28 protein-coding genes and 2 pseudogenes are annotated in these 25,589 nt (G+C 34.2%); 8 read left to right on the forward strand and 22 right to left on the reverse strand.

Features of this window, described 5'->3' with window-relative positions:
* Position 1: 1 nt before the first annotated feature.
* From VF726_RS18590 to VF726_RS18625, 8 genes and pseudogenes are all read right to left on the reverse strand, one after another.
* A pseudogene (locus tag VF726_RS18590) lies at positions 2–382 on the reverse strand (hypothetical protein).
* Positions 383–760: 378 nt separating this feature from the next.
* A complete protein-coding gene (locus tag VF726_RS18595; RefSeq protein WP_075309502.1) occupies positions 761–1,027 on the reverse strand; it encodes an ArsR/SmtB family transcription factor in 267 nt (88 codons plus the stop codon).
* A 243-nt stretch (positions 1,028–1,270) separates the two neighbouring features.
* On the reverse strand, positions 1,271–4,618 hold the full coding sequence (locus tag VF726_RS18600) for a glycosyltransferase (protein ID WP_440170977.1): 3,348 nt from the start codon (positions 4,616–4,618) through the stop codon (positions 1,271–1,273).
* Positions 4,619–4,821: 203 nt separating this feature from the next.
* Positions 4,822–6,153, reverse strand: coding sequence for an anti-sigma factor domain-containing protein (locus tag VF726_RS18605; protein ID WP_440170979.1), 1,332 nt, complete (start codon positions 6,151–6,153; stop codon positions 4,822–4,824).
* Positions 6,143–6,865 carry an RNA polymerase sigma factor SigI gene (sigI, locus tag VF726_RS18610; RefSeq protein WP_440170981.1) on the reverse strand — a complete coding sequence of 241 codons (723 nt, stop codon included), beginning with the start codon at positions 6,863–6,865 and terminating at the stop codon, positions 6,143–6,145. Before sigI ends, VF726_RS18605 begins: the two co-directional genes overlap by 11 nt.
* Positions 6,866–7,419: 554 nt before the next feature.
* The gene (locus VF726_RS18615) at positions 7,420–8,052 is read right to left on the reverse strand and encodes a LysE family translocator (protein ID WP_440170983.1); all 633 of its coding nucleotides are present in this window, start codon (positions 8,050–8,052) and stop codon (positions 7,420–7,422) included.
* 152 nt (positions 8,053–8,204) lie between these two features.
* The gene (locus tag VF726_RS18620) at positions 8,205–8,462 is read right to left on the reverse strand and encodes a DUF3963 domain-containing protein (protein WP_440170985.1); all 258 of its coding nucleotides are present in this window, start codon (positions 8,460–8,462) and stop codon (positions 8,205–8,207) included.
* Positions 8,463–8,608: 146 nt separating this feature from the next.
* Entirely contained in the window at positions 8,609–9,088 is a 480-nt protein-coding gene (locus tag VF726_RS18625) for a GyrI-like domain-containing protein (protein ID WP_440170987.1), read from the reverse strand.
* A gap of 111 nt (positions 9,089–9,199) precedes the next feature.
* Here VF726_RS18625 and VF726_RS18630 point away from each other — a divergent pair, with 111 nt between their 5' ends.
* Positions 9,200–10,162: a helix-turn-helix transcriptional regulator gene (locus VF726_RS18630; RefSeq protein ID WP_440170990.1), complete on the forward strand. Its 963-nt coding sequence runs from the start codon at positions 9,200–9,202 to the stop codon at positions 10,160–10,162.
* Positions 10,163–10,300: 138 nt separating this feature from the next.
* Here the strand turns inward: VF726_RS18630 and VF726_RS18635 are convergent, their stop codons facing one another.
* The 8 genes from VF726_RS18635 to VF726_RS18670 form a co-directional block, all read right to left on the reverse strand.
* Positions 10,301–11,050: an ABC transporter permease gene (locus tag VF726_RS18635; RefSeq protein WP_440170993.1), complete on the reverse strand. Its 750-nt coding sequence runs from the start codon at positions 11,048–11,050 to the stop codon at positions 10,301–10,303.
* Positions 11,051–11,812: an ABC transporter ATP-binding protein gene (locus tag VF726_RS18640; RefSeq protein ID WP_440170995.1), complete on the reverse strand. Its 762-nt coding sequence runs from the start codon at positions 11,810–11,812 to the stop codon at positions 11,051–11,053.
* A 155-nt stretch (positions 11,813–11,967) separates the two neighbouring features.
* Entirely contained in the window at positions 11,968–12,309 is a 342-nt protein-coding gene (locus VF726_RS18645; protein ID WP_212959009.1) for a DUF1048 domain-containing protein, read from the reverse strand.
* Positions 12,310–12,384: 75 nt separating this feature from the next.
* Positions 12,385–12,705, reverse strand: coding sequence for a PadR family transcriptional regulator (locus VF726_RS18650; protein WP_000429486.1), 321 nt, complete (start codon positions 12,703–12,705; stop codon positions 12,385–12,387).
* A gap of 421 nt (positions 12,706–13,126) precedes the next feature.
* Positions 13,127–14,413 carry a hydroxylamine reductase gene (gene hcp / locus VF726_RS18655; RefSeq protein WP_440171000.1) on the reverse strand — a complete coding sequence of 429 codons (1,287 nt, stop codon included), beginning with the start codon at positions 14,411–14,413 and terminating at the stop codon, positions 13,127–13,129.
* A 732-nt stretch (positions 14,414–15,145) separates the two neighbouring features.
* Positions 15,146–15,919: a BcII family subclass B1 metallo-beta-lactamase gene (gene bla2 / locus VF726_RS18660; protein ID WP_440171002.1), complete on the reverse strand. Its 774-nt coding sequence runs from the start codon at positions 15,917–15,919 to the stop codon at positions 15,146–15,148.
* 135 nt (positions 15,920–16,054) lie between these two features.
* On the reverse strand, positions 16,055–16,792 hold the full coding sequence (locus VF726_RS18665) for a glycoside hydrolase family 25 protein (protein ID WP_440171004.1): 738 nt from the start codon (positions 16,790–16,792) through the stop codon (positions 16,055–16,057).
* Positions 16,793–16,826: 34 nt separating this feature from the next.
* Complete coding sequence (locus VF726_RS18670) at positions 16,827–17,108, reverse strand: MazG nucleotide pyrophosphohydrolase domain-containing protein (protein WP_440171006.1); 282 nt, start codon at positions 17,106–17,108, stop codon at positions 16,827–16,829.
* A 111-nt stretch (positions 17,109–17,219) separates the two neighbouring features.
* On the opposite strand from VF726_RS18670, the gene VF726_RS18675 reads away from it, so the two are divergent.
* On the forward strand, positions 17,220–17,510 hold the full coding sequence (locus tag VF726_RS18675) for a DUF3784 domain-containing protein (RefSeq protein ID WP_440171008.1): 291 nt from the start codon (positions 17,220–17,222) through the stop codon (positions 17,508–17,510).
* Positions 17,511–17,539: 29 nt separating this feature from the next.
* On the opposite strand, the gene VF726_RS18680 is transcribed toward VF726_RS18675, so the two are convergent.
* A complete protein-coding gene (locus VF726_RS18680; protein ID WP_440171011.1) occupies positions 17,540–17,821 on the reverse strand; it encodes a hypothetical protein in 282 nt (93 codons plus the stop codon).
* Positions 17,822–17,951: 130 nt separating this feature from the next.
* Here VF726_RS18680 and VF726_RS18685 point away from each other — a divergent pair, with 130 nt between their 5' ends.
* A complete protein-coding gene (locus tag VF726_RS18685; protein ID WP_097951704.1) occupies positions 17,952–18,146 on the forward strand; it encodes a hypothetical protein in 195 nt (64 codons plus the stop codon).
* A gap of 110 nt (positions 18,147–18,256) precedes the next feature.
* Positions 18,257–19,294 (forward strand): annotated as a pseudogene (locus VF726_RS18690) (serine hydrolase domain-containing protein).
* Positions 19,295–19,329: 35 nt separating this feature from the next.
* On the opposite strand, the gene VF726_RS18695 reads toward VF726_RS18690, so the two are convergent.
* From VF726_RS18695 to yeiL, 4 genes are all read right to left on the reverse strand, one after another.
* Positions 19,330–19,578, reverse strand: a complete 249-nt coding sequence (locus tag VF726_RS18695) for a hypothetical protein (RefSeq protein WP_001969234.1) — start codon at positions 19,576–19,578, stop codon at positions 19,330–19,332.
* A gap of 278 nt (positions 19,579–19,856) precedes the next feature.
* Positions 19,857–20,900, reverse strand: a complete 1,044-nt coding sequence (locus tag VF726_RS18700) for a flavin-containing monooxygenase (RefSeq protein ID WP_097951702.1) — start codon at positions 20,898–20,900, stop codon at positions 19,857–19,859.
* A gap of 138 nt (positions 20,901–21,038) precedes the next feature.
* On the reverse strand, positions 21,039–21,770 hold the full coding sequence (locus VF726_RS18705; RefSeq protein ID WP_097951701.1) for a metallophosphoesterase family protein: 732 nt from the start codon (positions 21,768–21,770) through the stop codon (positions 21,039–21,041).
* A gap of 21 nt (positions 21,771–21,791) precedes the next feature.
* Entirely contained in the window at positions 21,792–22,484 is a 693-nt protein-coding gene (gene yeiL / locus VF726_RS18710; protein ID WP_097951957.1) for a transcriptional regulator YeiL, read from the reverse strand.
* A 109-nt stretch (positions 22,485–22,593) separates the two neighbouring features.
* Here yeiL and VF726_RS18715 point away from each other — a divergent pair, with 109 nt between their 5' ends.
* The 3 genes from VF726_RS18715 to VF726_RS18725 all read left to right on the forward strand — a co-directional run bounded on the left by VF726_RS18715 (position 22,594) and on the right by VF726_RS18725 (position 24,102).
* On the forward strand, positions 22,594–23,040 hold the full coding sequence (locus VF726_RS18715; protein WP_440171017.1) for a DMT family transporter: 447 nt from the start codon (positions 22,594–22,596) through the stop codon (positions 23,038–23,040).
* A 13-nt stretch (positions 23,041–23,053) separates the two neighbouring features.
* A complete protein-coding gene (locus tag VF726_RS18720; protein WP_097951699.1) occupies positions 23,054–23,518 on the forward strand; it encodes a DMT family transporter in 465 nt (154 codons plus the stop codon).
* 89 nt (positions 23,519–23,607) lie between these two features.
* Positions 23,608–24,102: a hypothetical protein gene (locus tag VF726_RS18725; protein WP_440171425.1), complete on the forward strand. Its 495-nt coding sequence runs from the start codon at positions 23,608–23,610 to the stop codon at positions 24,100–24,102.
* A gap of 53 nt (positions 24,103–24,155) precedes the next feature.
* Here VF726_RS18725 and VF726_RS18730 read toward each other — a convergent pair whose 3' ends face one another.
* Positions 24,156–24,368, reverse strand: coding sequence for a hypothetical protein (locus VF726_RS18730; protein WP_440171019.1), 213 nt, complete (start codon positions 24,366–24,368; stop codon positions 24,156–24,158).
* A gap of 167 nt (positions 24,369–24,535) precedes the next feature.
* Here VF726_RS18730 and VF726_RS18735 point away from each other — a divergent pair, with 167 nt between their 5' ends.
* Positions 24,536–25,555: a zinc-binding alcohol dehydrogenase family protein gene (locus tag VF726_RS18735; RefSeq protein WP_440171021.1), complete on the forward strand. Its 1,020-nt coding sequence runs from the start codon at positions 24,536–24,538 to the stop codon at positions 25,553–25,555.
* The last annotated feature ends 34 nt before the right edge of the window (positions 25,556–25,589 follow it).

Genomic DNA, 25,589 nt, shown 5'->3' on the forward strand with positions numbered 1-25,589 from the left:
TCTATTTCATATAAATTATGATAAGCATCCATAAAGATAAAGCACAAAGGATAGCAAGCACTATACGAGTAGATAGTACCCTTACTTCAAAATCGGTTTTCTTGGATGGTTCAGGGTATGCAATTACATAAATCCCTTTTAATAGTGCAAGCCATGCAATAAGTGTAATGAGTCCCTGTCAATTAAGTGTCCAAACATTATGTAGGATTACAGTACCTAACCCGAGGAAAATTGATAGAAAGCCATACATAATTCCAAATCCTCTGTCTTCTACCACTAATTTTTTCAGTTCACGTAGTATAGATGGTCGCACAAAAAGTATTCCTGAGATGATAACCGTTATCCACCCCCAAAAAAAACCTAAAAAAAGGCTTACCTCCATTGTTACTCCACTCCTTTCAATTACATTTATATTTCAGTTATTTTCCCTTTAGTATTAGATCTATAGATAAAAAACTAAAAATGTAACTTTGGAGCAAAGTCGTACTCTTTATAAAATATTTCATGTGTACATAAATAATCCTTCACCTTACTAATTATTAATAAAATAATATTAAATTTAACAAGGTGAAGATCATACAATATTATTAAATAAATAAAATAATCTAGAAGTATAACAAATTAATAACCAGTCTACATACAACTTATGTTAATAAGAAAATCACATACACTTATACATATTACTTTTGTATAAAATCTTAAAAATTGTAGTCACAGAATTACTTTAGCATCCTCTTCTTAATGTCTAAACAATCAGCATTTAAACTAAACATGCTAATATTGATTTTGTACGCTTATCAGTTACCTCATAATAAATTTCTAACCCTTTCCGAGTACCTGTAACGACTTTCGTAGCTTTTAGTTTTGATAAATGTTGACTAATTGTGCTTTGAGGCATTTGTAACATTTCATACATTGTCGTTACGTTAATAGGACCTTTTGCAAGCATTATTTTTACTAATGATAAACGGACCGGATGTGCTAACACCTTTAATACTTCAGTGATTTCTTCATACATTTCTTTCATATTTTTCTCCCCTTTTATATAAATATTTATGTTATCCATATATATAATTCGAAGGTATATACAATTTTATGTCCGTCATTTAAAAAAAATATAAAAAAAAACTTTTTTCCGAAACTAAAGGAGTACCTTAACATACTGTCTCACTATCAGTAATCAATAAAAATCCCCTTATAGATACAGACGTATCTACTCTACACTCAACTTACTAAAACTAATGAAAAAGAGAGCAGATAACCTGCTCTCTTAAGATGCCTCCTTATGTTCTGTGGAATGCTGAACACTCCCCATTCTCTTTAATTTATTCCATCCTACCGCTACACCTCGAATAGATGAGAATATAGATTTAATGACAACATAAGTCATAAATTGACGATAAATAAAGCGTTGTAAAATTAACCACACTAACGGTTTAGGATCCTCTTTCTCTAATTTAAATGCAAAGAGAGATGCGAGAAGGTCCAATAAAAAGAATGCAAGGTAAAACCCTAACACTTTTAGCGGATTGCTACCAAACAGCCCCATAATCATTAAAATATCTGCAAAAGGAGCAATGAATTGCAGAACATATTGGAATAACCACATGTTAGGCAATGCAATAAATCCTAACGTTTTATGTTTTGTATGAAACACTGCTTTTCGATGTTTCCAAAGACATTGGAGTGTACCATATGACCAACGATATCGCTGTTTAATGAGACTTTTCACATCTTCAGGTGATTCCGTAAAAGCATAGGCCTTTTCTTCATATACAATTCTATATCCTTGACGTAAAAATGTAATAGTAAGATCCGTATCTTCTGCTAAAGTATCCTCACTTAAATATCCAGATTCAACTACATTCTTTTTACGCCATGCCCCAATTGCTCCTGGAACTACTGTAATACAATTTAACTCATCAAAAGCTCTACGTTCTAAATTAAACCCTGTAATATACTCAACATGTTGCCAAGTAGTTAACAAATTTCGTCTATTCCCCACTTTGACATTACCTGAAACTGCCGCTACATTCTGATCTTCAAGGTGTCTAATCATGAGAGAAATAGCGTCTTGCGCAATAATAGTATCCGCATCTAAAGTGACAATGATCTCTCCTCGCGATTGTTGAAACCCTAGGTTCATTGCCGATGATTTCCCGCCGTTTTCTTTCTGAATGAAACGAACTTTAGGGTGTTTATAAAATGTTTCTTGCATTACTTTTGACGTATCATCTGTCGATCCGTCATCCACAACAATAATTTCAAACTCACTATAATTACTATCCAAAATTGAGCGAATCGTCTTGGCTATCACCTTTTCTTCATTATATGCTGCTATGACAACACTAACAAAAGGTTGATAGGACGAATGAATAGAGCGAGATTGCGTTTTTCTTTTCTGCTTCCATGCAAAATAAATTAAGAATAAGAATCGGAAAATACCTAATCCAATAGCAATATAAAAAATAGTAGTTAATATATGCTTAAAATATCCCGCTCCTGAAAAGACAGCTTTATTATAAAGTAAATATTGCTTTCCCTCAGAAGAAACAGGGGGCATAATTTCATCTCGTTCTTTATTCATTAAATCTGAAATTGTTACAAAACTATATCCATTTTTTTTAAGTTCTTTAATGATAATCGGAAGCGCTTCTACCGTATGGGTACGATTCCCTCCAGCATCATGGAGAAGAACAATATTTCCCTCTCCCTTATAAATGGGAGTAAGAGCACGCTTTACTAATTCATTTGTTGATGGTGTTGCCCAGTCCTCAGGATCAACTTTTTCTGCTACCATTGTATAGTTCATATTTTGCGCACGCAAAATAGGCGATATTTCATTGGATGAATCCGGGTTAGCATCAGCTTCATATGGTGGTCTAAATAAAACCGTAGAATGTCCAGTTATTTCTTGAATTAAACGTTGTGTCGTATTAAGTTCTAATTTTGTTCGTAGTAAAGACGTATCAGCGACGTTAGGATGCTTGAAAGTATGATTGCCAATTTCATGCCCTTCATCGTATATTCTTTTCACAATACTAGGGTTGAGTTGCGCATTTTCACCAAGTACAAAAAAAGCAGCGTTTATTTTATTCTCTTTTAATATATCTAAAATTTCCGGCGTATATTTCGGATCTGGTCCATCATCAAATGTTAATACTACTTGTTTCCCCTTTGGTTTTCCATATCGTTGCACTTCGTATGCAGATGGTAAGGATCTATATACTTCATCTGTAAGATAACCATCGGTTCCTATTTTAAAATCTCTCAATCCATTTTTTCTTTCATTCTCAATCTGTAAAATTTCACCTTGTCCAGCATAATTCACTTCATCTAAACTAGTAATTGTATGTAATGCATCAAGATTTTTTTGTGCCTCAATCGGATTTTTTAAAACTTTCCATATTGTAGGATCTTCTGCTCCTAATCTCCATAACGCAAACCCCTTTGCATTGTTGTCCATTGCGATTTTCACTTGATTGTAGAGAGTAACACTGTCTAAGAACCAAGCAGTATGTTCTTTCTCTCCCGTTTTATATCTAAAATATGGATTTCCACTCATGTTATCCCATTGAATTTTCATATTGGAATCATGAGCCATTGTCATAACTTCTGAAAAAGTTAAAGACTTCGCAGGTTTTCTACTATTTACTTCCCAATCATATCCGTAGTTACCGAAAGCAACTATAAGCTTATTAGACAGAATATTCAGTTTGTTTAATGTGTGTTGGAACCACTTATTTGAAGCAATTGGTCCTGGTTCCCCCGCTCCATAGTGCTCATCGTACATCATTACTATCATACGATCTATTATTTTTGCTAATGCACCATAATCAAAAGCTTTATCATTAGCTGGAACATCTTGTGTAACGAGTAAATCATGTTTATGAAAGACCGTAGTAAGTTCTTTCATGAAATTTGTTAAGTACTCTCTATCGCTTTCAGGTACAGCCTCAAAGTCAATATTAATACCTGAAAACTGATTCTTTTCAACTTGGTTTACTAAATCATTAATAAATTTCGTCTTCACATCATTCGGCGAATTCAGTAACTTATGGATAAGCTCACTGTCAGGGCCAGAAGCTTTTTCTGTATAGTTAGTAAGTAACGGCATAATTTTCACATGATTTTTTTGCGCTAGTTTTACAATCTCAGGTTTTATCTCACTTCTAATCGTTAAATCTTCTTTTAAATGATACCATTCTGGTACTAACGTGGTTAATGAATTGATATTTTCTTTTAAAGACGCTGTACTATTTTCATCCCAATTTACATAAAAACCATACACTTCTTTACGTTGTTTACTATCGCTCGTCGGATTCACCAAATTTTTATTATCCTTCATTTCGGTATTCGGTTTGAATTCTTCCTTTTTTAACTGCTCGTCACTAAGCTTTTGATTAATTGGTACAAATTTCGTATCTTGTTTTACCGTAGGATTCATATTTGGAATTTCTGGTGTTGAAAAAATACTTTGAAAGAAAAAATAAAATACAATACTTACGCTAACTATTGAGATACATAGAAACGAGATAAAAGCTATGTTTCTCCTTCCTTTCGGATCATAAAAAACAGGTTTGGATTTATCTTTCTCTTGTTGAATGTTTTTCTCCATTATATTTTCCACATACTCCTTCTTAATAGAACTATAGAATAATAAAGTGAAACTTTAATTAGCCTCACCAATCGAACATTTATAAGCAGCCCAACTCCCATCTAACTTCTTTGCCTTAGCCACATTTTAAGATGGGAGTTTTACTGCCCACAATAGCGAGATGAATCCTTTTAGCTTTGAATTAAAGCTCTCACTTCCATATTCTATTGATTCTTCTTTTCATTGCCTTGTTGTTGGCCTCTATTTTCTTGTTGAGACCCCCTACCATTGTTCCCTTTCTCGTTCCCATTATTTTCTTTCTGGGACCCTCTTCCGTTGTTTCCTTGCTCATTTCCATTATTCTCTTGTTGAGGTCCTCTTCCGTTGTTCCCTTGCTCATTTCCATTATGCTCTTGTTGAGGTCCTCTTCCGTTGTTCCCTTGCTCGTTTCCATTATTCTCTTGTTGAGGTCCTCTTCCGTTGTTCCCTTGCTCGTTTCCATTATTCTCTTGTTGAGGTCCTCTTCCGTTGTTCCCTTGCTCGTTTCCATTATTTCCTTTTTGGGATCCTCTTCCGTTGTTCCCTTGCTCATTCCCATTATTTCCTTGTTGAGGCCCTCTTCCGTTGTTTCCTTGCTCATTTCCATTATTTCCTTTTTGGGATCCTCTATTTTCTTGCTGAGATCCTCTTCCGTTATTTCCTTGCTGTTGTCCATTATTTTCTTTTATTTGCCTAGATGGCTGTTCCTCTGTTTTCTTTTGTTCTTTATGTTCTGGCTGCTCATATTTTTTTTCTTCTACAGGAGACAAATCTGGTGATGCATCAGGAGATGACTGCGGCTGCGATTGCACCTCTTCTTCGTTTTCCACCTGATTAGACGGCGTGGCAGGAGGCGTAAGCGATTTATTCTTCTCATTCTCTTGCTTTATATAGACACCAGTGCCAATTCCAGCTTTTCTAGCATTCTCTCGTACTTGCATCGTGCTACTTTGATATTCAACTGTAATATGTTTTAGCTCATACTCTTTCTTTAATTCTTTCATTGCCTTTTCCAACTGTGGTTCTAGCGACTTATCCTTTGCAACAGCTGTTAGTATAACTTGCTTATCATTCGTTAAATACTTATCCTCTTGACTCTGCTTTATAATTGTACGTATTACGTCTTGCAATTGTTTGTTTTCCCATTGCTTCAATTCTTTTAAAATAAGCCTTCCATCATCATTACAAGCTTGCAAATCTATAACACGAAAATCTTTTGTTACACTCACCTCTAAACTTGGATTTATATCCACTGAGACGTAAGCAAATACTTTTTCTTCCGGTTGGTTGTAGAAAAATAAAAGCGCACATAGAAAACAAGCAACAAGTAATGATGCCGGCTTTAAGAAATAAGGGATTGAAAAACGCGATGCTCTTTGTTCTTGTTCTTCAAACGAGATTTCCTCTCCAATCACGCAAGAATCCCCTTTTCTATTACACGTAATAAACTCTCCATTTGGCGTTAAAACAACCACGCTATGTTTTTTTATATCCATCACAATTCCTTTATTCATCATGCTTCCCTCCCCTTATATAATCAAGAATGTATGTATAGTTATTTGCGAAGATAATGCACATTGCAATAATATATTTTCTATGTCGCTCCAACGTTTTACGACTTACTCTAACACGCGGTTCAATATGCTTAAGCGGTAATTTTTTCTTTCGGAACAGCTCTTCTATCATTTCCTCTTCTTTTATAATAATCTTCACAATTTCTATTAAGTGCTCACGCGTATCACGATGCTTAGGAGATTCTTTAGCAAGCTCTGAAAATGTGATTTTAAACTCGGCTAACACACTTTGAAAATGAAGAATTTCCTCTTTACGGTTACTATTTTCCATCTCTTTCATATACTCCGTAAGCGATACTTGCATTTCTAACATTTCCTCTTGCTCATCTTCTTTTAAAAAGACAAGGTTATGCTTAGACTCCTTGCGTATATAGTCAATTACATCTCTTTTTATAAGAAGATCAGCAAACGCTAGAAAAGATTTCCCTTTTTTATATGAGTATTGTTCAATTGCTTCATTAAACGCAAACAATCCAATACTATATTCATCATCCTGTTCTGTAATATATCTACGGCAGACAGACGAGGTTGATTTTCTAATAAATGGCTGATACTGTACGATAAAAGCTTCCTTATCTTCTCTGTTGTTTTGTATGTTATATACGATATCTTCTATTTTTGGTTTTTTTAAGATTTTCATTACTAAACTCAACACTTGTAATCTCCCAGCCTCCTTCACATAGCAAAATGGTCACTAAACAAGTGACCGTTTAACCACATTTTGTTAGTACTTTTCTTTGAGCTTATCTTTTTGCTGTTGCTCATATTTTTCGAGAACGACTTTTCCCACCGTTTTCTTAATGATTATTCTGTTTTATTTATACAAAAGCTAAATCTGCATTTTCATTTCTTATATTGTTTTGCTTGTTCTTTTTCTATTTTATCTGCAATCTTTAAATAACTCTTCTCTATATTGTTGGTAATTTCAGCCTTTTCTTTCGGCTTCCTCACTTAATCTAGCAATTTTATAAATACTTCAATGCTGTACCCGATATGTAATTTTTCTTTCATTTGTTTTCTGCACTATACATATTCGAAGGAACAACAAAATTTATGGGGGTCTAAAAAAATTTTTTATAAAATAAATATTTGTTTCAAAAATAAAAACCATCCATTTGAAAAAACTAATCAAATGGATGGTTTTCTTTTACTTTTTTTATAACTAACTTGAATCAGTTCAATAAGATCGTCAAAATGTTTAAGATAATCCTACTGTCGACGTTCAAAAGCAAGACGTACAGCAAGCCCCGTTAATACACTTGCCATAAGCCAACGCTGTACTCGTAGCCACGTTGGGCGTGTGCCAAACCATGTAGCAATTTTACTTGCTGTAAGCACAATTAGGAGGTTCACTATAAAGCTAACAGTGATTTGTGTAAGGCCCAAAACTGCACCTTGTAGGAGTAATGATCCCTTCTCAGGATCTTCAAATTGAGGTAAAAGTGACACATACAAAATAGCAATCTTTGGATTTAGAAGATTAGTCATTAGTCCCATCAAAAATAATTTCCGCGGTGGCTCATTAGAAATCGTACGAGCTTCCATAATAGAAGTAGCACCTGGTTTTATCGAATTCCAGGCGAGCCAAAGTAAGTAAGCGGCACCTGCCCACTTGACTGCTTCATAGACAGCTGGCACTGCAAGGAATAAAACTGTAAGTCCGAACATTGTTGCGATTATATAAATTACAAATCCGAGCATAATGCCCAAAAGAGAAATAAATCCTGCCATACGCCCTTGCGTAATAGAACGAGAAATGAGATAAATCATATTAGGCCCAGGTGAACAAACCATGCTAAGTGAAACAATTGCAAAGGCTAACAATGTACTAAAGCTAACCATAATCCTTCCCCCTTTATGTTACATAAAATTTCCTATTGTACATTTTATCATGATTAAGAAGAGAAAAGATTAATATAAGCCGATACAGCTAAGTAATATGATCGGATCGAATGTATGGTAATGACATACTTCTCCTTCTCTTAAAGAGAGATTTAAAAATAACCTATCCATAGAGCTACTAAAACTACTACTAACAAAGCAAAACAAAATGTGATATTTCGAATCCACTTTTGTATATCATCAAAATACTTTTCTATAAATGCAGTGTAAATAGAAAGCATAAGAAGTAGCACAATGAAAGTAAAGGATCCCAATTTATCGTTAAATTTTTCATTAGTAAATGTGCTTACATGAAGGAATAAAAAAACAAACACTACTATGAATAGCTCAAATATCCGTCTTTTATTCAACCTACCACCACCTTACATTAATTCCCTTTTATTCCATTTTATCAGAACATCATGTGTAGCAGCATATGAATATTATATTCATGTCAAAAAGGCTAACACTTCAAGATTGTTAGCCTCTACTTTCCGTATTCGTACCTTTTACCACTTTACTTCCTAACAACTGGAATCCACATTTCACCAAATACTAAACCATCTCTCTGCCCCATCGCAACCGTTGTATTCGGCCCACCAACATAGGCAAAATCTTTTGCATCTGGTAAAGCTTGACCGAATGCGATGCCAGTCAGCTTATTACTTAACTCTTCAGCCGTTTTGTCTTCTCCTTTCACTACTACGTATTCTCCCCTTGGAAACTGAATCACTCTAGACTCTTCTTCTATTTGTGCCTCTGTCATAACGCCGGCATAATACATCATCTTGTTATTCACCGCTTCGCTCACAGAAAAGATGTAATTATTTGTAGCTAAAGATTTTAAAGTGTCCAGCCTTCCATCTTCTTTAACAGCTGACCAAAAGTCTTCCTTTTCTTTATTTATTCCAGCAAAGTCTGTATAGTCGCTCTTAATTTCAGTTCCAATTCCTAACACGATAAAGCTATCTTTTTCTTCAATAGTGTAATTTTTCATTTTCAAAACCTTCCTCTTGTTTTAATTTAATCAAACGATTTATCTTTTCATCTGATGAGTTTATAATATCTTTAAATCATGTCAAAAAATGATACTGTTTAGGAGAATCAAATGAAAAAAGTTGAACGGATTAATACCATCATGCGATATATCAACAACCGCTCCCATTTTACAATTTCTGAAATCATACAAGAATTTAACATCTCACGTTCGACAGCTGTTAGAGACATTAGAGAAATTGAAGCTATGGGGATGCCACTTGTAGCTGAAGTCGGAAGAGCTGGGGGATATTCTGTTATGCATAATTCTATCTTACCCGTTGTTCGCTTTACTGATAATGAAGTGAAGGCTCTTTTTATTGCCTTTATGGCTACAAGAAATCAACAACTTCCCTATCTAAAGAGTCGTCAATCTTTAGCCGAAAAACTATTAGGACTTATTTCAGAAACCCAGCAAGATGACCTTGTTCTTTTAAATCAAATCTTGCTTTTTGAAGGAACTAACCCACATAACCCTGACCTACTTGAGCTTTCTGACCTCCCCCATCCTATGTTAGAAAAACTCATCCAAATCCTTCTTTCGGATAGACATTTATTGATTACTGTCAAAGAAGAAGAGAAAATCGAGTCTTATCCAATTTATCTATTACATCTTTATCAACAAAGAAGTCAATGGATTATTGAAGGGTTTGACCTAAATGAAGAAAAGAAGATGATGTTTCCCGTAGATGACCTCATCAATATCGAACCGTACACGACGAAAAAAAAGCTAAACAAGAAAAAAATTTTAGAAAAACTAAGTAAGAAAGACGAAATTATCAATTTGGCACTTGAACTTGGTCCGAAAGCAATTGCCCAGTTCAAAAAATACCACCCTTTCAAAGTTTCAATATCTTATACAAATCCTTACCAATCTACAGCCATTTTAAAAACATTTATCGATGTTAACAATTCCGATGAAGTGACGGAAATAACAAATTGGCTACTTTTTCTAGGGAAAGATATTACAATCAGGGAAATGCCTGAAGAAGTATTAGAAGGTTTACAAGCGCGATTATGTTTATATTCCCCATAAGCATGAATCAGTGAAACCTCAAAATATTGAGTTTAATTCATTACCAGTTGCCCATACTTTTTACCATAAGTACACAACAAATAATAAAAGCACGGAAAATCTTCCCGTGCTTTTATTATTTCAGATGACTAAATTTACTTACCCTAACTGACGTTTAAATGCTTTACTAGCGAAAAAGTAAGATATAATCATGATTCCCACGCACCAAGCAAGCGCAATCCAAATATCGTTACCAACAGTTCCTTCATATAATAGGGCGCGAATCGCATTCACGATTGAAGTTACAGGCTGGTTCTCAGCGAACGCACGAACAATTTTAGGCATCGTTTCAGTAGGTACGAAGGCCGAACTAATAAATGGAAGAAAAATTAGCGGGTACGAGTAAGCTGTCGCCCCTTCCATAGACTTCGCTTTCAGTCCTGGAATAATAGCTAGCCATGTTAGCGCTAACGTAAACATCCCCAGTATTCCCGCTATCGCAAGCCAATCTAGCATATTTGCACTAGAACGAAATCCCATTAAGAGCGCAACAAGAATAACCACCACGATAGTAAGCACATTAGCAACAAGAGAGGTTAAAACGTGAGCCCATAATATCGATGAGCGCTTAATAGGCATCGTAATGAAGCGTGCCATAAGTCCGCTCTTTACATCCGTAAATAATCGGACAGAAGTGTAAGCTACACCGGATGCGATAGCCATTAGCAAAATTCCCGGCAATAAATAATTAACGTAGTTATCCGTTCCTGTCTTTATAGCCCCGCCAAATACGTAAACAAATAATAGCATCATCATAATCGGTGTAATCGCTACTGTAATAATTGTATCTGGACTACGCATAATATTGCGCATTAAGCGCCCTAGTAATACCCCTGTTTTGCTTTTCATTTACATCTCCCCCTTTTTACCGATAATTGAAAGGAAAATTTCTTCCAATGTCGGCTGCTTCTCGATATACTCCACTTTTGCTGGCGGGAACATCTCTTTCAGTTCAGCAAGAGTACCTGTCGTAATAATTTTTCCGCCATGCAAAATAGCGATACGGTCAGCCAGTTGTTCTGCTTCCTCCAAGTATTGAGTTGTGAGCAAGATCGTTGTGCCGCTGCCGGCAAGTTCCTTGACAGTATCCCACACTTCAATCCGCGCTTCCGGATCAAGTCCAGTCGTTGGTTCGTCTAGAAAAATAACTGCTGGTGCCCCGATCAAACTCATCGCGATATCAAGCCGGCGCTTCATCCCGCCTGAATACTGATCTGCCCTTTGGTTTGCCGCATCTGTCAGGCTAAATTTTGCAAGTAGATTGTCAGCAACTTGTGCGGGACTGGAAACACCACGTAACTTGGCGATCATGATCAAGTTTTCCCTCCCAGTAAGCATGCCATCTAAAGCTGCGAACTGTCCTGTCAAACTGATGCTTTGACGAACATGATCTGGTTGACGCTGGATATCAAATCCGCAAATACTTACTTCACCATTATCTTGTTTCATTAGTGTTGAAAGGATATTGACCGTTGTCGTCTTTCCCGCTCCATTTGAGCCTAGCAGCGCGAAAATTTCACCACGCTGCACTTCAAAATCTACTCCCTTTAAGACTTCTTTATCTTTAAAAGATTTTTTTAACCCTTTTATAGAAATCGCTGCATTGGTCATACTTTTTCCCCCTTATTAAAATAGGTTACCTATACCCTCTATTTAGTATCACTGATAATCCGTATTACTTAGTAGTGGTTTAAAAATATAACTGAGTAGCGATGGCGGCAGTTCACATTTGTAACCAGCTAATCAGTCGATATTACGTATTACATTTATTTTTTTCTCAATTTCTTCATGATGCTTTCATTCAAATCTTCACGATACTTAGAGACATATGTTTTAGCGTTTGCTACTAGTTCATCAGCAAAGGATGCTACGTCCTCCCCAGTAATGTCAAGCACTTGTCTGCCTTCTGCTGCACCATTTTCAAACAAATCGATTAATTCATACTGTATGTGTAACATATCCATCCCGTTTCCAGCCGAAAAATTCCACATGTAGTTTTGGATTTTCTTAAACACAAACTGATAGTCTTCCGGTAGTGCTGCAACACGTGCCATCATCATTTTGTACTCTTTTTTATCACCAATTAATTTTTTAAATATTTCCAACATCTTATTTTCCTCCTTTTTTATAAAGCAGTACAAGAAACTCTCCAAATATGAGCCGGAACATTTTATATTATGAGGCTAGTTTGACTTCAAGACGTTAATTTTTGAAGATACAAAATCCCATTTTTTCCAAAACAGTTCAAGCTCCTGACGGCCATCCTCATTTAATGAATAAAACTTACGAGGCGGCCCCATATCTGATGGTTTCTTTTCAATATTCACAAGCTTTTTCTTTTCTAATCGTACGAGGATAGTATAAACCGTCCCTTCCACAACTTCGGTAAACCCAAGATCATTCAGGTGGCGGGTAATCTCATAGCCATACGTTTCTCGGCGGCTAATGATTTCCAGCACACACCCTTCCAGTGAACCTTTCAGCATTTCAGTTAAATTTTCCATGTTATGATCCTCCTTTACCCCCTATTCTGTCTGACTTATATTCAGTATCACAGAGTACTAAGGCGAATTTTTACTGAATAGCTTTTGATTAAAATCACACTATTCAGTATTACTTATTACAACTACATTGTATGACTAAGTAGCGGTGAATGTCAACTAATTTTCAAAATTTTTCTAAAATCCACTATTACCTATCGTTTACTGAAAATATTTTGAGAAACAACACTACTCAGTATTACCTATTACAACTACATTGTATGACTAAGTAGTTGTAAATGTCAACTCGATTTTTATATTTTTCTAAAATCCACTATTATCCACCCCGCTAAGAAAAGAAAATACCCCAAACAAAAATTCTACATTTTTGTTTTGAGGCACTATAGGCTAGCTCTTCTTCTGAATAAGACAGATCATTCTTTTGTTACGATAACATCATTTCCATATCTTCCGCTGCATTTGTAATCAGTTTTAAACCGAATGTTTCTTGTAAAACATCAAGTACGCCAGGTGAAATAAATTCAGGCGCCTTTGGACCGATACGAATATCTTGAATACCCAGACTAAATAGTCCAAGTAAAATGGCAACCGCTTTTTGTTCAAACCATGACAGGACAATACTAACTGGCAATTCGTTCACTTCACATTGAAAAGCATCTGCTAAAGCGGCTGCTATTTTCACTGTAGAAATTGAATTATTACATTGTCCTAAATCAATATAACGCGGAATCTCTGTACCAGGTACAACACCGTAATCCACATCATTAAAGCGGAATTTCCCGCAAGAAGTCGTTAAAATAACTGTTTCTGGCGGAAGTGACGTTGCTAATTCACGATAATATTCTCCGCCTTTTCCTGGTGCATCACAACCTGCGATGACAAAGAAACGCTTAATCTTTCCTTCTTTTACTGCCTCAATAATTTCTGGAGCTAATGATAATACTGTATTATGATGAAACCCTGTTACTAACTGTTCATCCGAATCCATATGTACTTCTGGAAGTTCTACCGCTTTTTCAATCAACGGCGTGAAATCATCATTTTCAATTTTTTGTACACCTTCTAAACCTGCAATATCATATGAAAAGAATCGATCAGAGTATGACCCTTTAATTGGCATAACACAGTTCGTTGTCGCTAATATGGCACCTGTAAATTTTTCGAAAAGACGTCGTTGATCATACCATGCCTTACCGATGTTTCCTTTTAAATGCTTATATTTTTTCAGCTGCGGATACCCGTGTGCTGGCAACATTTCAGAATGCGTATAAATATTAATTTCTTTTCCTTCTGTTTGTTTTAATAGTTCTTCTAACGCAAATAAATTATGACCAGTAACTACAATTGCTTTACCTTCTACATGGTTTTGTGTAATTTGAACAGGCTCTGGAACACCAAAGTGATTCGTATGCGCCTCATCTAACAACTCCATTACGCGTAAAGCCGATTTCCCTACTTTCATAGCCATATCAATATGTTCTTTTTCATTAAAGTTAGAATTGGTTAGTGTCATATACAGTGCTTCTTGCGTTGTAGCATCTACAAAAGCATCAGTGTACCCTAGCTGAGCAGCATGCGTACGATAAGCCGCAATTCCTTTTAACCCAAACACAATCGTATCTTGTAAACTTGCTATTGTTTCATTTTTACCGCAAACACCGATTACTTTACATCCGCCTGTTGGCGTTTGTTCACATTGATAACAAAACATGATTATCCCACCCTCTCCCAATCATTCCTTACAAACTAAGCATAATATCTGGTGAGATAAAAGGATGTGATATCAATCACAATAATATATATAAATTTGTGACAGTTCACATCGTTGACATAATATTTTTATTGACACTCAAAAAACATTACATAATCATATTGTTCAGGTTTTCAAATATCTGTACAATTACTGAATCACATATTTAACTTTCTAGTTTATAGTACGAAATGAAAATTTCTTACTATAAACTAGAAAGTTAACAGAAATAGACATACAAAAAAGCTATTCTTTCTTTTTATTATTCAACTGAAAGAATAGCTTTTTTTCATTTTGAAGAACTATCAATTTTTTGATTAAAGATTTTATGAAAAATCACTTTATTTACAATAAATTTACACTATCTTAACATTGTTTATATTATTTATATGATATATTTATATGGAATCTACTTAATATATTTCATGTACATTGTTATCTTTATGATCTCTTATCTGATTAATAAGAGATCATGTTATATTTTTATACCAGGGGTGAATTGGGATGACTGAAACTTTAAAAACACTTATAATGCTTGATGCTACTTACGTTGTTATAGCAATTATGACGGTACTGGTATTTGTATACTTGGAATTAAAATCTCAGTAACGTATGCTTACTTCGCATTTAAATATAGTTAGTAGAAAGCGAGGAGAAAATTGTTTCTCCTCGTTTTTTTAGTCCCATAATTTTTTATTTCAACAAATTCAATGTATGTAAAAGTAATCCTCTGTCCCCTAATCCCCCATGACCAGGCACTACTGAATTTATATTTCCATATCGCTTCAGCACATTTTCAATCGATGTGGACCATTCATTTACATAGGCATCAGCAACGTTTCCTAAATCTTTAGCTTCCGCAGATTTCACTAAACAGCCTCCAGCTAAAATGTTGTATTGAGGTAACCATACGACAATATTATCTTCTGTATGCCCTTTCCCTGGATAAAACGTTTCTACTTTCATATTTCCAAACTTCAAATTCGTAATGGTTTGTAAGTCTCCAAGCGGTTCTTCATATCCATTTTTCTTTGCTAGTTCTGCAGTCAATTCCGTACTATGCGCTTTTATGCCTCTTTCTTTCAGCGTTTTTATTCCGCCAATTCGATCAGCGTGCGCATGTGTAATAATGACATCTGTTACGTGTTTCTTAAATTTCTCTTCTACCAAATCTATTAATTCCTTCGTTAACTTATCATCCCAAGAAGAATCGACAAGTACTAACCCTTTAGAAGTAATAAGAACTAGTCCGTTCGAAGGAACTGCTTCTCCGTTAAAATAACCTAGCTCAGTATGAACCCATACATTTTTGTTTAACTTCGAAATTGAAATAGTTCCTGCCTCATTTTTTATTACTTTTTGCTCTAGCTTTTGTTCCGCTTGTACAGAAGAAATTGTACTACCAAATTGAGTTAATCCTAATAAACTTACACATACCCCTACTTTTAATAACGTACTCTTTTTCATTCTCTCAACCCTTTCTTTCAAACAAAATAGTTATTACCTATATTAGACAATTCATCTCAAATGTTTGTTCCATCTTTTCTTACATATTTTTCATAACATTATTAAAAAGCGCACAAATTTTGTACGCTTTAAAACTTAATCTTTTATCCCATAATTCTCAAACTCTTCCTCATTCCCATAAAATACATTCAAATCAATATACTTTTCTTTTCCATTATAACCATTTAATCTCCCGCGATTCGTGTATTGCCAAAACGTCCATTTTCTCTCATCAGATAAACTCGGTTTTGTAAAGACACTACGAATCCATATATCACATTGGGGATACGCATCCTTTATATACAAATCATATGCCTCTTGAGTTGCATACAATATTACTTTCTTACTGTAATGTTTTTCTAGCAATTCAACCATGACCGACAACTCTTTCACAACATCTTCACGCTTAGGCGGATTATCTTTTTTATTAGCGTAAAACTCCACATCAATTACTGGTGGTAATGCTTGTTTATATTTTGGAACAGTTCGTATATATTGCTCTGCTTGTGTTTCACCCTTACTATCAAAACTAAAAAAATGATACGCTCCGACGCGAATGCTTGTCTTATTCGCATTCGCCCAATTTTTCAAAAAGTATTTATCCACAAACGAGCTTCCTTCAGTAGCCTTTATAAACGCAAACTTCATATTTTGCTTTTCCAACTCTCTCCAATCTATATCCCCTTGATATGACGCAACATCTACACCTTTTATTTCATACTTATCCGCACTTATTTGATTCGGAATAAATATGCCGTGAAAAACTAAGTAAGCGACAACACTCATTACACTAATTAAGGTAAAGACTCCTCCTATAATAAGCTTCTTTTTCATTCGTATCCCCCATCTTTACACATTAATATTCCACTTACCATTCACGTTTTTTATTAATCATAATTTTTTCTTCAAATGCTTTCTCTAAATCAACTTCTAACTTGTTTGCTAAATCACATACATTCCAAATGACATCAAACATTTCTAAACCAATCTCTCTTTTCGAATCTTGTATTTTATCACGCTTTAGTATAACTTCCGCTAACTCACCTAATTCCGCCATCGCATACATCGTACGCTCTTCAATGGTTGTATCCTGAAATCCTTTTTCTTTACTGAAATTTGATACATATCTCTGGAATTCCACAATATTCATACTTAATCTCCCTTCATGATATATACTCCATTTTCTATTACACTTACATTTTGTTAAATTATAACATTCATACTATAATTTATTTATAACCCTTTAACGGAGGTGTTTTCAATGACTCTCTTTGCTTCCCCCTCATTATTCATACTAGCAATTATTTCATTTGCATTAGCTTATTTCATCGGAGTAAAACAATACACTTGGCTCTTATCAGGATACAATGAACGCCGTGTGCCAGATAAAGTTAGGTTATCAAAAATAGTTGGTCTTTATAATTTAACTGCTGGTATTATCGCCACAATTGGTAGTGTCTTCACTACTCCTAATGTCAAAATCTTATTTCCTATCATTATAATTGGCCACGTTATAATCGCTTCTTATGTAAATACACGCATGGTGCATTGAAAAAAGATCACCCCAATGGATGATCTTTTTTATAATTTATCAACATATTGCTTCGCTTCTAATAAGGAAAAACCAAAAGCCTCTCTTACTCTCTTAACTGCTGTAACTGTTTTTCCTTCTTCCATAAGCTGGCGCAACTCTTTATTAATTTCAGGTTCTCTATCTACAATTCCCATTTCTTTCGAAATTAGCTGTAATCTATCTTCCATCCGCTTTAAACGTGCATCCGTTTTCTTTTCGATTCTATTTAATTTTTCAACGATATAAATAAACCCAAAGATCGCTATCGGTATGATCATCCAAAATTCCATGACTATTCCTCCTCATTAGCTTTCATTTGTTTTATTTCACTAACTTATGTAAATTTTACCACGATAAACATTTAATGTATAATAGTATTATACAACATTGTAAATAAACCTTTTATTTTAGGGGCACTTTATGAAAAGATTTTTTAAGACGCTACTACAATTTGTAGTTCTTTCAATTGCACTACATTTATTATTTGATATCGTTGGTTGGCTTGTTTTCAATGCGCCAATTAAAAACAAACAAATCATTATTTCTCTAATAACAATCTCATGGGTTATGTATATGTACCGAGATAAATTTTTCAAAGCATTTATTTCGAATTAGCTAAAAAAACTTCATCAATAAAAGATGAAGTTTTTTCTTTTCTCTCATTCTCTCTATTAAATACTATATAATAGAACTAATATTCTGTCTCTTACAAGAAAGGAGTCACTATGAACTTAAAAAGTAACAATATACACGAGAAAATGAACCAATATTCCGTTACTGGTTTAAGTCTTGCTGTTATACGTGACGGCACACTAGACGAAGTCGCTACTTTCGGAACGCTTGAATCTGGAACAAATAGAACTGTCACTATGAATTCCATATTCAATTCTTGTTCTATTAGCAAATTCATCACTACAATGCTCGTACTAACGTTATCTGATCAAGAAATCGTGTATTTAGACGAAGACGTAAATGATAGGCTCACATCTTGGAATATTCCTACCAATCTATTTACTTCATAGAAAAAGGTCACGTTGCGAAATTTATTAAGTCACCAATCTGGAATTATTAATCCTCCTAATAGTTTTGAACATTATACACTTGCACAAGGGCGCCCATACATGTCTGAACTTCTTGCTGGTAAAACATCATATTGCCCCGTACCGATAGAAATAACTTATAAACCACAAAGCAAATTTCAATACTCTGATGCAAACTTTTGTATTATCGAACTACTACTTGAAGATATAACTGGAAAACCATTTAACCTTTTACTAGAAGAATATATATTTCAACCACTGCAAATGAAAAATAGTACAATCTTCTCTCCTGAAGACATAGATAAAACCGACGTTTTTGCTTGCGGGCATAATAAAGATGGCACCGTTACAAATGAGAAATATCCATTTTACCCATTCGCAGCTGCTTCAGGTATTTGGACAACACCAGCTGACTTATCAACTTTATTAATTGAAATTATTCATTCCTTACAAGGAAAGGGTAAACTAAAACTTTCTCAAAAAACAGTTCAAGATATGATTTCTCCTCAAGGTTGCTCAAAATGGACTGGACTAGGTGTTTTTCTAGATGATTCAAATGAAGACTTACAAATATATTCACTTGGATGGGGCGTTGGATTTCAATGTATGATGGTTTGTTATCCATACCGGGGTAATGGTGCTGTTATAATGACGAACACTGATTTAGGTGTTCATCAAATGGAAGGGATTATTGGTGACGTTTTAGAAACGTTATCCTTATAATGAAAAGAAAGAAGCTGCTCCTTTCAGCTTCTTTCTTATATAACATTTTTCGCAACAATTTTTATATGTTCCGGTGCGATAATCTCCGTTATACTTTCTTGGAAATCTTCCCGCAACATTTCTTCAATATGTTCCAGCTGCACTTCAACATGAGTGCATTCTAAAGTATGTATATTTAATAATGCATAATGATCTTTTTTCTTAATTACTAAATATTGATTTTCCTCTGTTACAAGTACAGAACCTAATCGTACTCCTAGTAGGCGTTGATCATCAAACTTCATAATTACTTCTCCCTCCTTCACATAGATGTAATTAACATTAATGCAATCACATTTATGGAAATACTTATCCTTTAGACTATATCATAATTTACTAAAATATAAATATCATTATTTTTTTAATAAAAATCCCTATTTTTTCATATATTTCGATACAAAAAACTTTCTCAACACAAAATTAGAATTTTCAGTTTTTTAATTCATGAAAATCTATTATAATAAAGTTAATAAATGTTTGACCTCTCCTAATTCATGTACATATGGATGATCAGTAGTCGCTGCTACTGATCTATTTTTTTGATTTCAGAAAGCAAATATGCTGCATCCTTTCCTACACCACAAATAAGTGCAGAACCCCTTTGAGATTGCCATGGCAAGCCGATATAATATAATCCTCTTACTGGACTTATTCCCTTTACATGATTAGGCAATCCATTCTCATTCACTGCCTTTTCTATTTCAATCCATTTATAGTTCTGAATAAAACCAGTTGACCATATAATGCTTCCTCCGCTATACGTACCACCATTTTGAAACATAATGCCATTTTCTGATGCACTAACTACTTTTCCATCTAGTTTAATTGCTCCATTACGAATGAGTTCCTTACCTTCAAAACCAAAAATGGGATCTTTTCTCTTCTGAAACCATTTTCCCCTCTTTGTATTTACTTCAGCGTACAATAAACCCAATTTTTTTAACCAACTAAAAATGCTTTTTCTAAAAATATGTAACGGTAAAAACGTTAAAGGATGACTAATAGACATTGTAACTTCATGAGTTTGTGCAAGTTCTACTGCAATTTGCATTCCTGAATTCCCGCCACCTACTACTAGTACTTTCCCCTTAGGAATTTGTGATGATGATTTATATTGTGATGAATGTATTTGAAAAACATGTGATGATAGATTTGCTGAAACTGAGGGAATAAATGGTTGCTGAAAACCACCTGTTGCGATAATAACTTTTTTCGTTTGTAGAATTTCTGTAGGAGTATGTAATTCAAATATATCTCTTTCTTTATTTATTTTAAAAACTTTGGTTTGCACTTGAACCGGTAATTGAAAGTGCCTTGCATATTCTTCTAAATAAGTTGCAATTTCATCTTTATATGGAAATTCATTTTTTTCACCTATTAACGCCATACCTGGCAAGCTACTGTAAGACCTTGGGGTAAAAAGCTGCAAAGAATCATATCGATTTCTCCATGAATCACCAACTCGGTTTCCTGCCTCGAGTAGTAAAAAATTATAGCCTTCTTGCTTCAAGTAGTATCCCATTGTTAATCCAGCTTGACCCGCCCCAATAATAATTAGATCTTTCACTCTAATCCCTCCTCCTCTTAAACATATGAATACTTGTTCATGTATTCATATGTTTCCATAATAATAACATTTTATTTTTATATCATTCAATATGTATTCAAAATAAAAAGAGCAGTTTACCATCAAGTAAACTCCCCTTCATTCTACCTTCCCAGTCTTTAGCGCTTGTGCCCAGTCATACCTTTCCTGTTGAACAGCTAATCCAGCAGCTTCTTCCCAATTATACGGAACTGAAATTTGTTCAATTATCCATTCTCCCAAAACCTCTTCTATCACTACATATTTTGCATGCGGAGTTCCTGATTCCATTTTATGCATAACAGGTAACTCATCTTTGTATGCTGGAAGTCCTACACTCCCTGGATTTATAATCATCTTTCCGTTAGATAAATAAACAACTCTAGGAATATGTGTATGACCGCATACTATTATTTTTTGCTCAATATTTTGGAGTTGATCCATTATATTTTTTTCATTCTTTAATATCGCACCATTCTCGTCCATCTCTTCTAGTAAATACACCTCATCTGAAGTTGGTGTACCATGACAACATAAAATATTGTCTACAATAAATTGAGAAGGATGTCGCTTTAACCAATCTATATGATTTTTTGTTAATTGGTTTTGGACAAAAGTTAGTGTAGCAGACTGCTCTTCTATAGGTTTCCAAAGCATGCGATCACAGTTTCCCTTAATATGTATCATTTCGTTCTTCATTAATATTTCAATTGTCCCTAAAGGATCTAACGGCCCATACACACTATCCCCTAAATTTATTATCATTTCGACCTTGCGACGTTCAATATCTTCTAATACCCCTTTTAATGCGTGACTGTTCCCATGAATGTCTGAAATTATAGCTATTTTCATCTAAACCCCCGCTTTACTATATTATTTATAAACATCCGCAGCCAATTCCCTCAAAACACCCACATTCACTACTTCAAAGCAACCATTGTTTTTCTTTATAATCTCTTTATCACAAAAAATATTTAATGTACGTAATAAGTGTCGATAACTCGTCCCTAACAATTCCGCTGTTTCCGTTAAATTCCCACTAAATACAATTCTATTTCCGTGCTGTACTGCTCGTTCTCCTGCTGCTAACATGTAACTCGCAAGTCTATTTTCAAGTGGATATAGTAAATTAATTGTACTATTTTTTGAAAGTCGATTTAATTTATGTGCTAACGATCCGCAAATACATCTTAAAAATTTCGCATCGTGAAATAGCTGGTTTCTCACTTTTCCTAATGGTAAAGCAACACAATATGAATCTGCCATTACTTGTACATTTGAAGTGATCCTTTGTGAATGAATTAACTCCACATCTCCAAGTAACTGCAAACTATCATAAAAACACAGTAATACAGATTTCCCGTTACTTAATGTGTTAAACGCTTTTGCTTTTCCTTCAACAAAAAAATATAAATAATCTATTTCTTCATTTTCTCTACAAATAAACTCATTCTTCTTAAAAAATATAAGTTCCATGTATGGTTTCATATCATTACTAAAAAATGAATCAATATTATTTTGTTTCATATACTCTGCTAATTTAATTGAATTACATACTTTCTTCATAGTTCCCCCGCCTTTACAACTACTCCCCATTGTAATCAAAATTTTCTCCTTCCACTATGACATATGTCATAGTAATTCACAATTTCAGCATGATACAGTCATTACAAATATGAAATACAAAGGGGATATTACATTGTATAACTTTCTTTCTGTCTTTATTGGTGTGCTCATCGCCGTTATGCTCCCATTGAATGGGATTTTATCTGAGTTAATCGGCAAGTATACAGCAAGTGTCGTCATTCACCTTGTCGGTTTAATTGCAGTTATCTTCATTTTAATCATAAACAAAAATAAAATTCGTTTCGATAAAGGTATTCCACTTTTTCTATATAGCGCTGGAGCGATTGGAGTATTCACTGTTCTTTTTAATAATATAAGTTTCTCCGTCCTCGGTGCTTCTATTACGATCGCATTAAGTTTACTCGGTCAATCTATTGCTTCCATCGTTATTGACCATTTCGGCTTATTAGGAATGAAAGTTGCAAAGTTTGAAAAGAAAAAACTAATTGGATTATGTTTCATCTCTTCCGGAATTATAATCATGACAATTTATTAATGGGGGCAAGAAAATGTTATATATTACGATCGCTATTTTAGCTGGTGTTTCTATCGTCGTTGCTAGAATTATTAATGCGAATTTAGCAAAAGAAATTGGCAATTGGGAAGGCACTTTTTTTAATTATATTACTGGATTATTTTTCTCTATATTATTTTTAATGTTCAGTTCAGATTCATTTTACATTCCAATGCATACGTTACAGTCCATTCCTATCGCTGTATATTTAGGCGGATTAGTAGGCGTTATTGTTATTTCATTATCAAACTATATCACTCCTAAAATATCAGCATTTTATTTAACGTTACTCATCTTTATCGGACAATTATTTGCAGGAACTATCATTGATTTCTTCCTAACAAATGAACTCTCAACTGGAAAGATTATCGGCGGTGTTTTCGTATTAATTGGGCTTACTTACAATTTACTCGTTGATCGCCCCCTTAAAACTGTTAAGAATAGCCACGTTCAACTATAATACTTTACGCTTACCTATCATATATTAATAGAAAAGCTCTTCATACGAAGTAATAGAGAGGAGAATATTCTATTAAGAAAATCATTTTACTGCTTTGTAGCACATTGATTATTTGTGGAATCATATGGTTTGTAAACTCTGGAAAATCTATTCAAGATCTCTATACAGCAAATAAACCAAAGAAGAAAGCTACTATCATTTCAAGCTCGCGAGATCCAAATGAGCCCCCTGTCTTTTTAGGAAAACAGGAAATAAAAGATATACATGTCGAGTCAATTAAAACAAAAAAGGATATCTTTCTCACAAAAACAGATGAATTAAAAACATTCATTAATAGTATGGATTCAGCAAAGAAAGGAAAATTAACATTAGATGAAGAAGGATCAGATTTAATAGACTGTGATATGTGGATTACTTTCCAAGATGGAACTTATAAAAAATATTTCATATGGGTAGTTGACCATCACAACAACGAAGTAATGATTGCTCAGCAAGATACTCCTGATGATGTAAACCTTACGTACTATCAATTAAATGAAGATAGTTCTAAAAAGGTTTATAACTTATTTAAAAAAATTATTTAAACGAAAAAGTCATGAGCAAATGAGCTCATGACTTTTTGCACTACATATAAGCTTTATTTACCCTTTTTCAATTTCCGAATAACAAAATATACGAAAGCAATCGAAATATAACACACAGCAATCCCTAAGAAACTAACGCTAAAACCATCTTTATGAATCGTCATAAGTTTTAAAATATCAATATTCAATACATGACCGATGAAAAGATACATAATAATAATTCCCGTTACTATAAAATAGTCGCTTCTTCTTAACTGCATTGTCATTAGCCATTCACCTCGCAATGTTTTCTACCTAAAATATACCATATATACTTAATATTTAAAATTTTCCCGAGTTCATGAAAATATTTTGAGTGTACTTTTTTACATACCAATCGTTCCCCCCTATAATAAAAGAGAAAAAGACTCTTACTTTAATGGAGGGAATAGAAATGAAAGCAATTGGTTTACATGAATACTTACCTATTGAAGAAGAAAACAGTTTAATTGATATGGAAGTTGAAAGACCTGTTGCTACAGGAAGAGATATACTCGTTAAAATTAACGCTATTTCCATTAATCCAGTTGATACAAAAGTCCGATCTCCGAAAGATAAAAAAGAAGATGTAGCGAAAATACTTGGCTGGGATGCCAGTGGAGTTGTTGTTCAAACTGGTGAAGGATGTACGTTATTTAAAGAAGGCGACGAAGTGTTTTACGCTGGAAGCATTACGAGACAAGGTACATATAGTGAATATCATTTAGTTGATGAAAGAATCGTTGGTAAGAAACCAAAAATGTTAAGTGATGCTGAATCTGCAGCACTTCCTTTAACAGCTATTACGGCTTGGGAAGGTTTATTTGAACGTTTAGGCATTGATTATAATAAAAGAGATGAGAATACATTTAAAAATATTTTAATTATCGGCGGAGCTGGTGGTGTAGGTTCAATTGCAATTCAACTGGCAAAATGGGCTGGACTGAATGTAATCACAACTGCATCTCGTAATGAAACGATACACTGGGTTGAAAAATTCGGTGCCGATTATATCGTTAACCATCACCAACCTTTACAAGATCAAATATTAGAGTTTGGGCTAAAAGATGTAGATTATATTTTCTGTTTAAACAATACAGATCAACATTGGCAAGCAATATGTGACCTCATTAAACCACAAGGAAAAATTTGCTCAATCGTAGAAAATGAACACCCTCTTGAGATGGGTATTTTAAAAAGTAAAAGTGCTACATTCGTTTGGGAGTTTATGTTTACAAAAGCGATGTATGAAACTGGCGATATGATTACGCAGCACGAACTATTAAATAAAGTAAGCGAACTATTAGATGAAGGTATTTTAAAGACTACATTAAATGAAACACTATCACCAATTAACGCTGAAAACGTAAAGAAAGCACATGCCCTGCTTGAAAGCGGAAGTACAATTGGGAAAATCGTTTTAGAAAAGTTTTAATAACAAAAAGTCCGATTTCTAAATGAGAAATCGG

This window comes from Bacillus sp. Brlt_9, assembly GCF_051948935.1.
GTDB lineage: Bacteria > Bacillota > Bacilli > Bacillales > Bacillaceae_G > Bacillus_A.

Excerpts from the sequence above, each read along its gene's own strand:
- VF726_RS18595 (WP_075309502.1), bottom strand. The coding sequence starts at position 1,027 with ATGAAAGAAATGTATGAAGAAATCACTGAAGTATTAAAGGTGTTAGCA.
- VF726_RS18600 (WP_440170977.1), bottom strand. The coding sequence starts at position 4,618 with ATGGAGAAAAACATTCAACAAGAGAAAGATAAATCCAAACCTGTTTTT.
- VF726_RS18605 (WP_440170979.1), bottom strand. The coding sequence starts at position 6,153 with ATGATGAATAAAGGAATTGTGATGGATATAAAAAAACATAGCGTGGTT.
- VF726_RS18615 (WP_440170983.1), bottom strand. The coding sequence starts at position 8,052 with ATGGTTAGCTTTAGTACATTGTTAGCCTTTGCAATTGTTTCACTTAGC.
- VF726_RS18625 (WP_440170987.1), bottom strand. The coding sequence starts at position 9,088 with ATGAAAAATTACACTATTGAAGAAAAAGATAGCTTTATCGTGTTAGGA.
- VF726_RS18630 (WP_440170990.1), top strand. The coding sequence starts at position 9,200 with ATGAAAAAAGTTGAACGGATTAATACCATCATGCGATATATCAACAAC.
- VF726_RS18635 (WP_440170993.1), bottom strand. The coding sequence starts at position 11,050 with ATGAAAAGCAAAACAGGGGTATTACTAGGGCGCTTAATGCGCAATATT.
- VF726_RS18640 (WP_440170995.1), bottom strand. The coding sequence starts at position 11,812 with ATGACCAATGCAGCGATTTCTATAAAAGGGTTAAAAAAATCTTTTAAA.
- VF726_RS18645 (WP_212959009.1), bottom strand. The coding sequence starts at position 12,309 with ATGTTGGAAATATTTAAAAAATTAATTGGTGATAAAAAAGAGTACAAA.
- VF726_RS18650 (WP_000429486.1), bottom strand. The coding sequence starts at position 12,705 with ATGGAAAATTTAACTGAAATGCTGAAAGGTTCACTGGAAGGGTGTGTG.
- hcp (WP_440171000.1), bottom strand. The coding sequence starts at position 14,413 with ATGTTTTGTTATCAATGTGAACAAACGCCAACAGGCGGATGTAAAGTA.
- bla2 (WP_440171002.1), bottom strand. The coding sequence starts at position 15,919 with ATGAAAAAGAGTACGTTATTAAAAGTAGGGGTATGTGTAAGTTTATTA.
- VF726_RS18665 (WP_440171004.1), bottom strand. The coding sequence starts at position 16,792 with ATGAAAAAGAAGCTTATTATAGGAGGAGTCTTTACCTTAATTAGTGTA.
- VF726_RS18670 (WP_440171006.1), bottom strand. The coding sequence starts at position 17,108 with ATGAATATTGTGGAATTCCAGAGATATGTATCAAATTTCAGTAAAGAA.
- VF726_RS18675 (WP_440171008.1), top strand. The coding sequence starts at position 17,220 with ATGACTCTCTTTGCTTCCCCCTCATTATTCATACTAGCAATTATTTCA.
- VF726_RS18680 (WP_440171011.1), bottom strand. The coding sequence starts at position 17,821 with ATGGAATTTTGGATGATCATACCGATAGCGATCTTTGGGTTTATTTAT.
- VF726_RS18685 (WP_097951704.1), top strand. The coding sequence starts at position 17,952 with ATGAAAAGATTTTTTAAGACGCTACTACAATTTGTAGTTCTTTCAATT.
- VF726_RS18695 (WP_001969234.1), bottom strand. The coding sequence starts at position 19,578 with ATGAAGTTTGATGATCAACGCCTACTAGGAGTACGATTAGGTTCTGTA.
- VF726_RS18705 (WP_097951701.1), bottom strand. The coding sequence starts at position 21,770 with ATGAAAATAGCTATAATTTCAGACATTCATGGGAACAGTCACGCATTA.
- yeiL (WP_097951957.1), bottom strand. The coding sequence starts at position 22,484 with ATGAAGAAAGTATGTAATTCAATTAAATTAGCAGAGTATATGAAACAA.
- VF726_RS18715 (WP_440171017.1), top strand. The coding sequence starts at position 22,594 with ATGAAATACAAAGGGGATATTACATTGTATAACTTTCTTTCTGTCTTT.
- VF726_RS18720 (WP_097951699.1), top strand. The coding sequence starts at position 23,054 with ATGTTATATATTACGATCGCTATTTTAGCTGGTGTTTCTATCGTCGTT.
- VF726_RS18730 (WP_440171019.1), bottom strand. The coding sequence starts at position 24,368 with ATGACAATGCAGTTAAGAAGAAGCGACTATTTTATAGTAACGGGAATT.
- VF726_RS18735 (WP_440171021.1), top strand. The coding sequence starts at position 24,536 with ATGAAAGCAATTGGTTTACATGAATACTTACCTATTGAAGAAGAAAAC.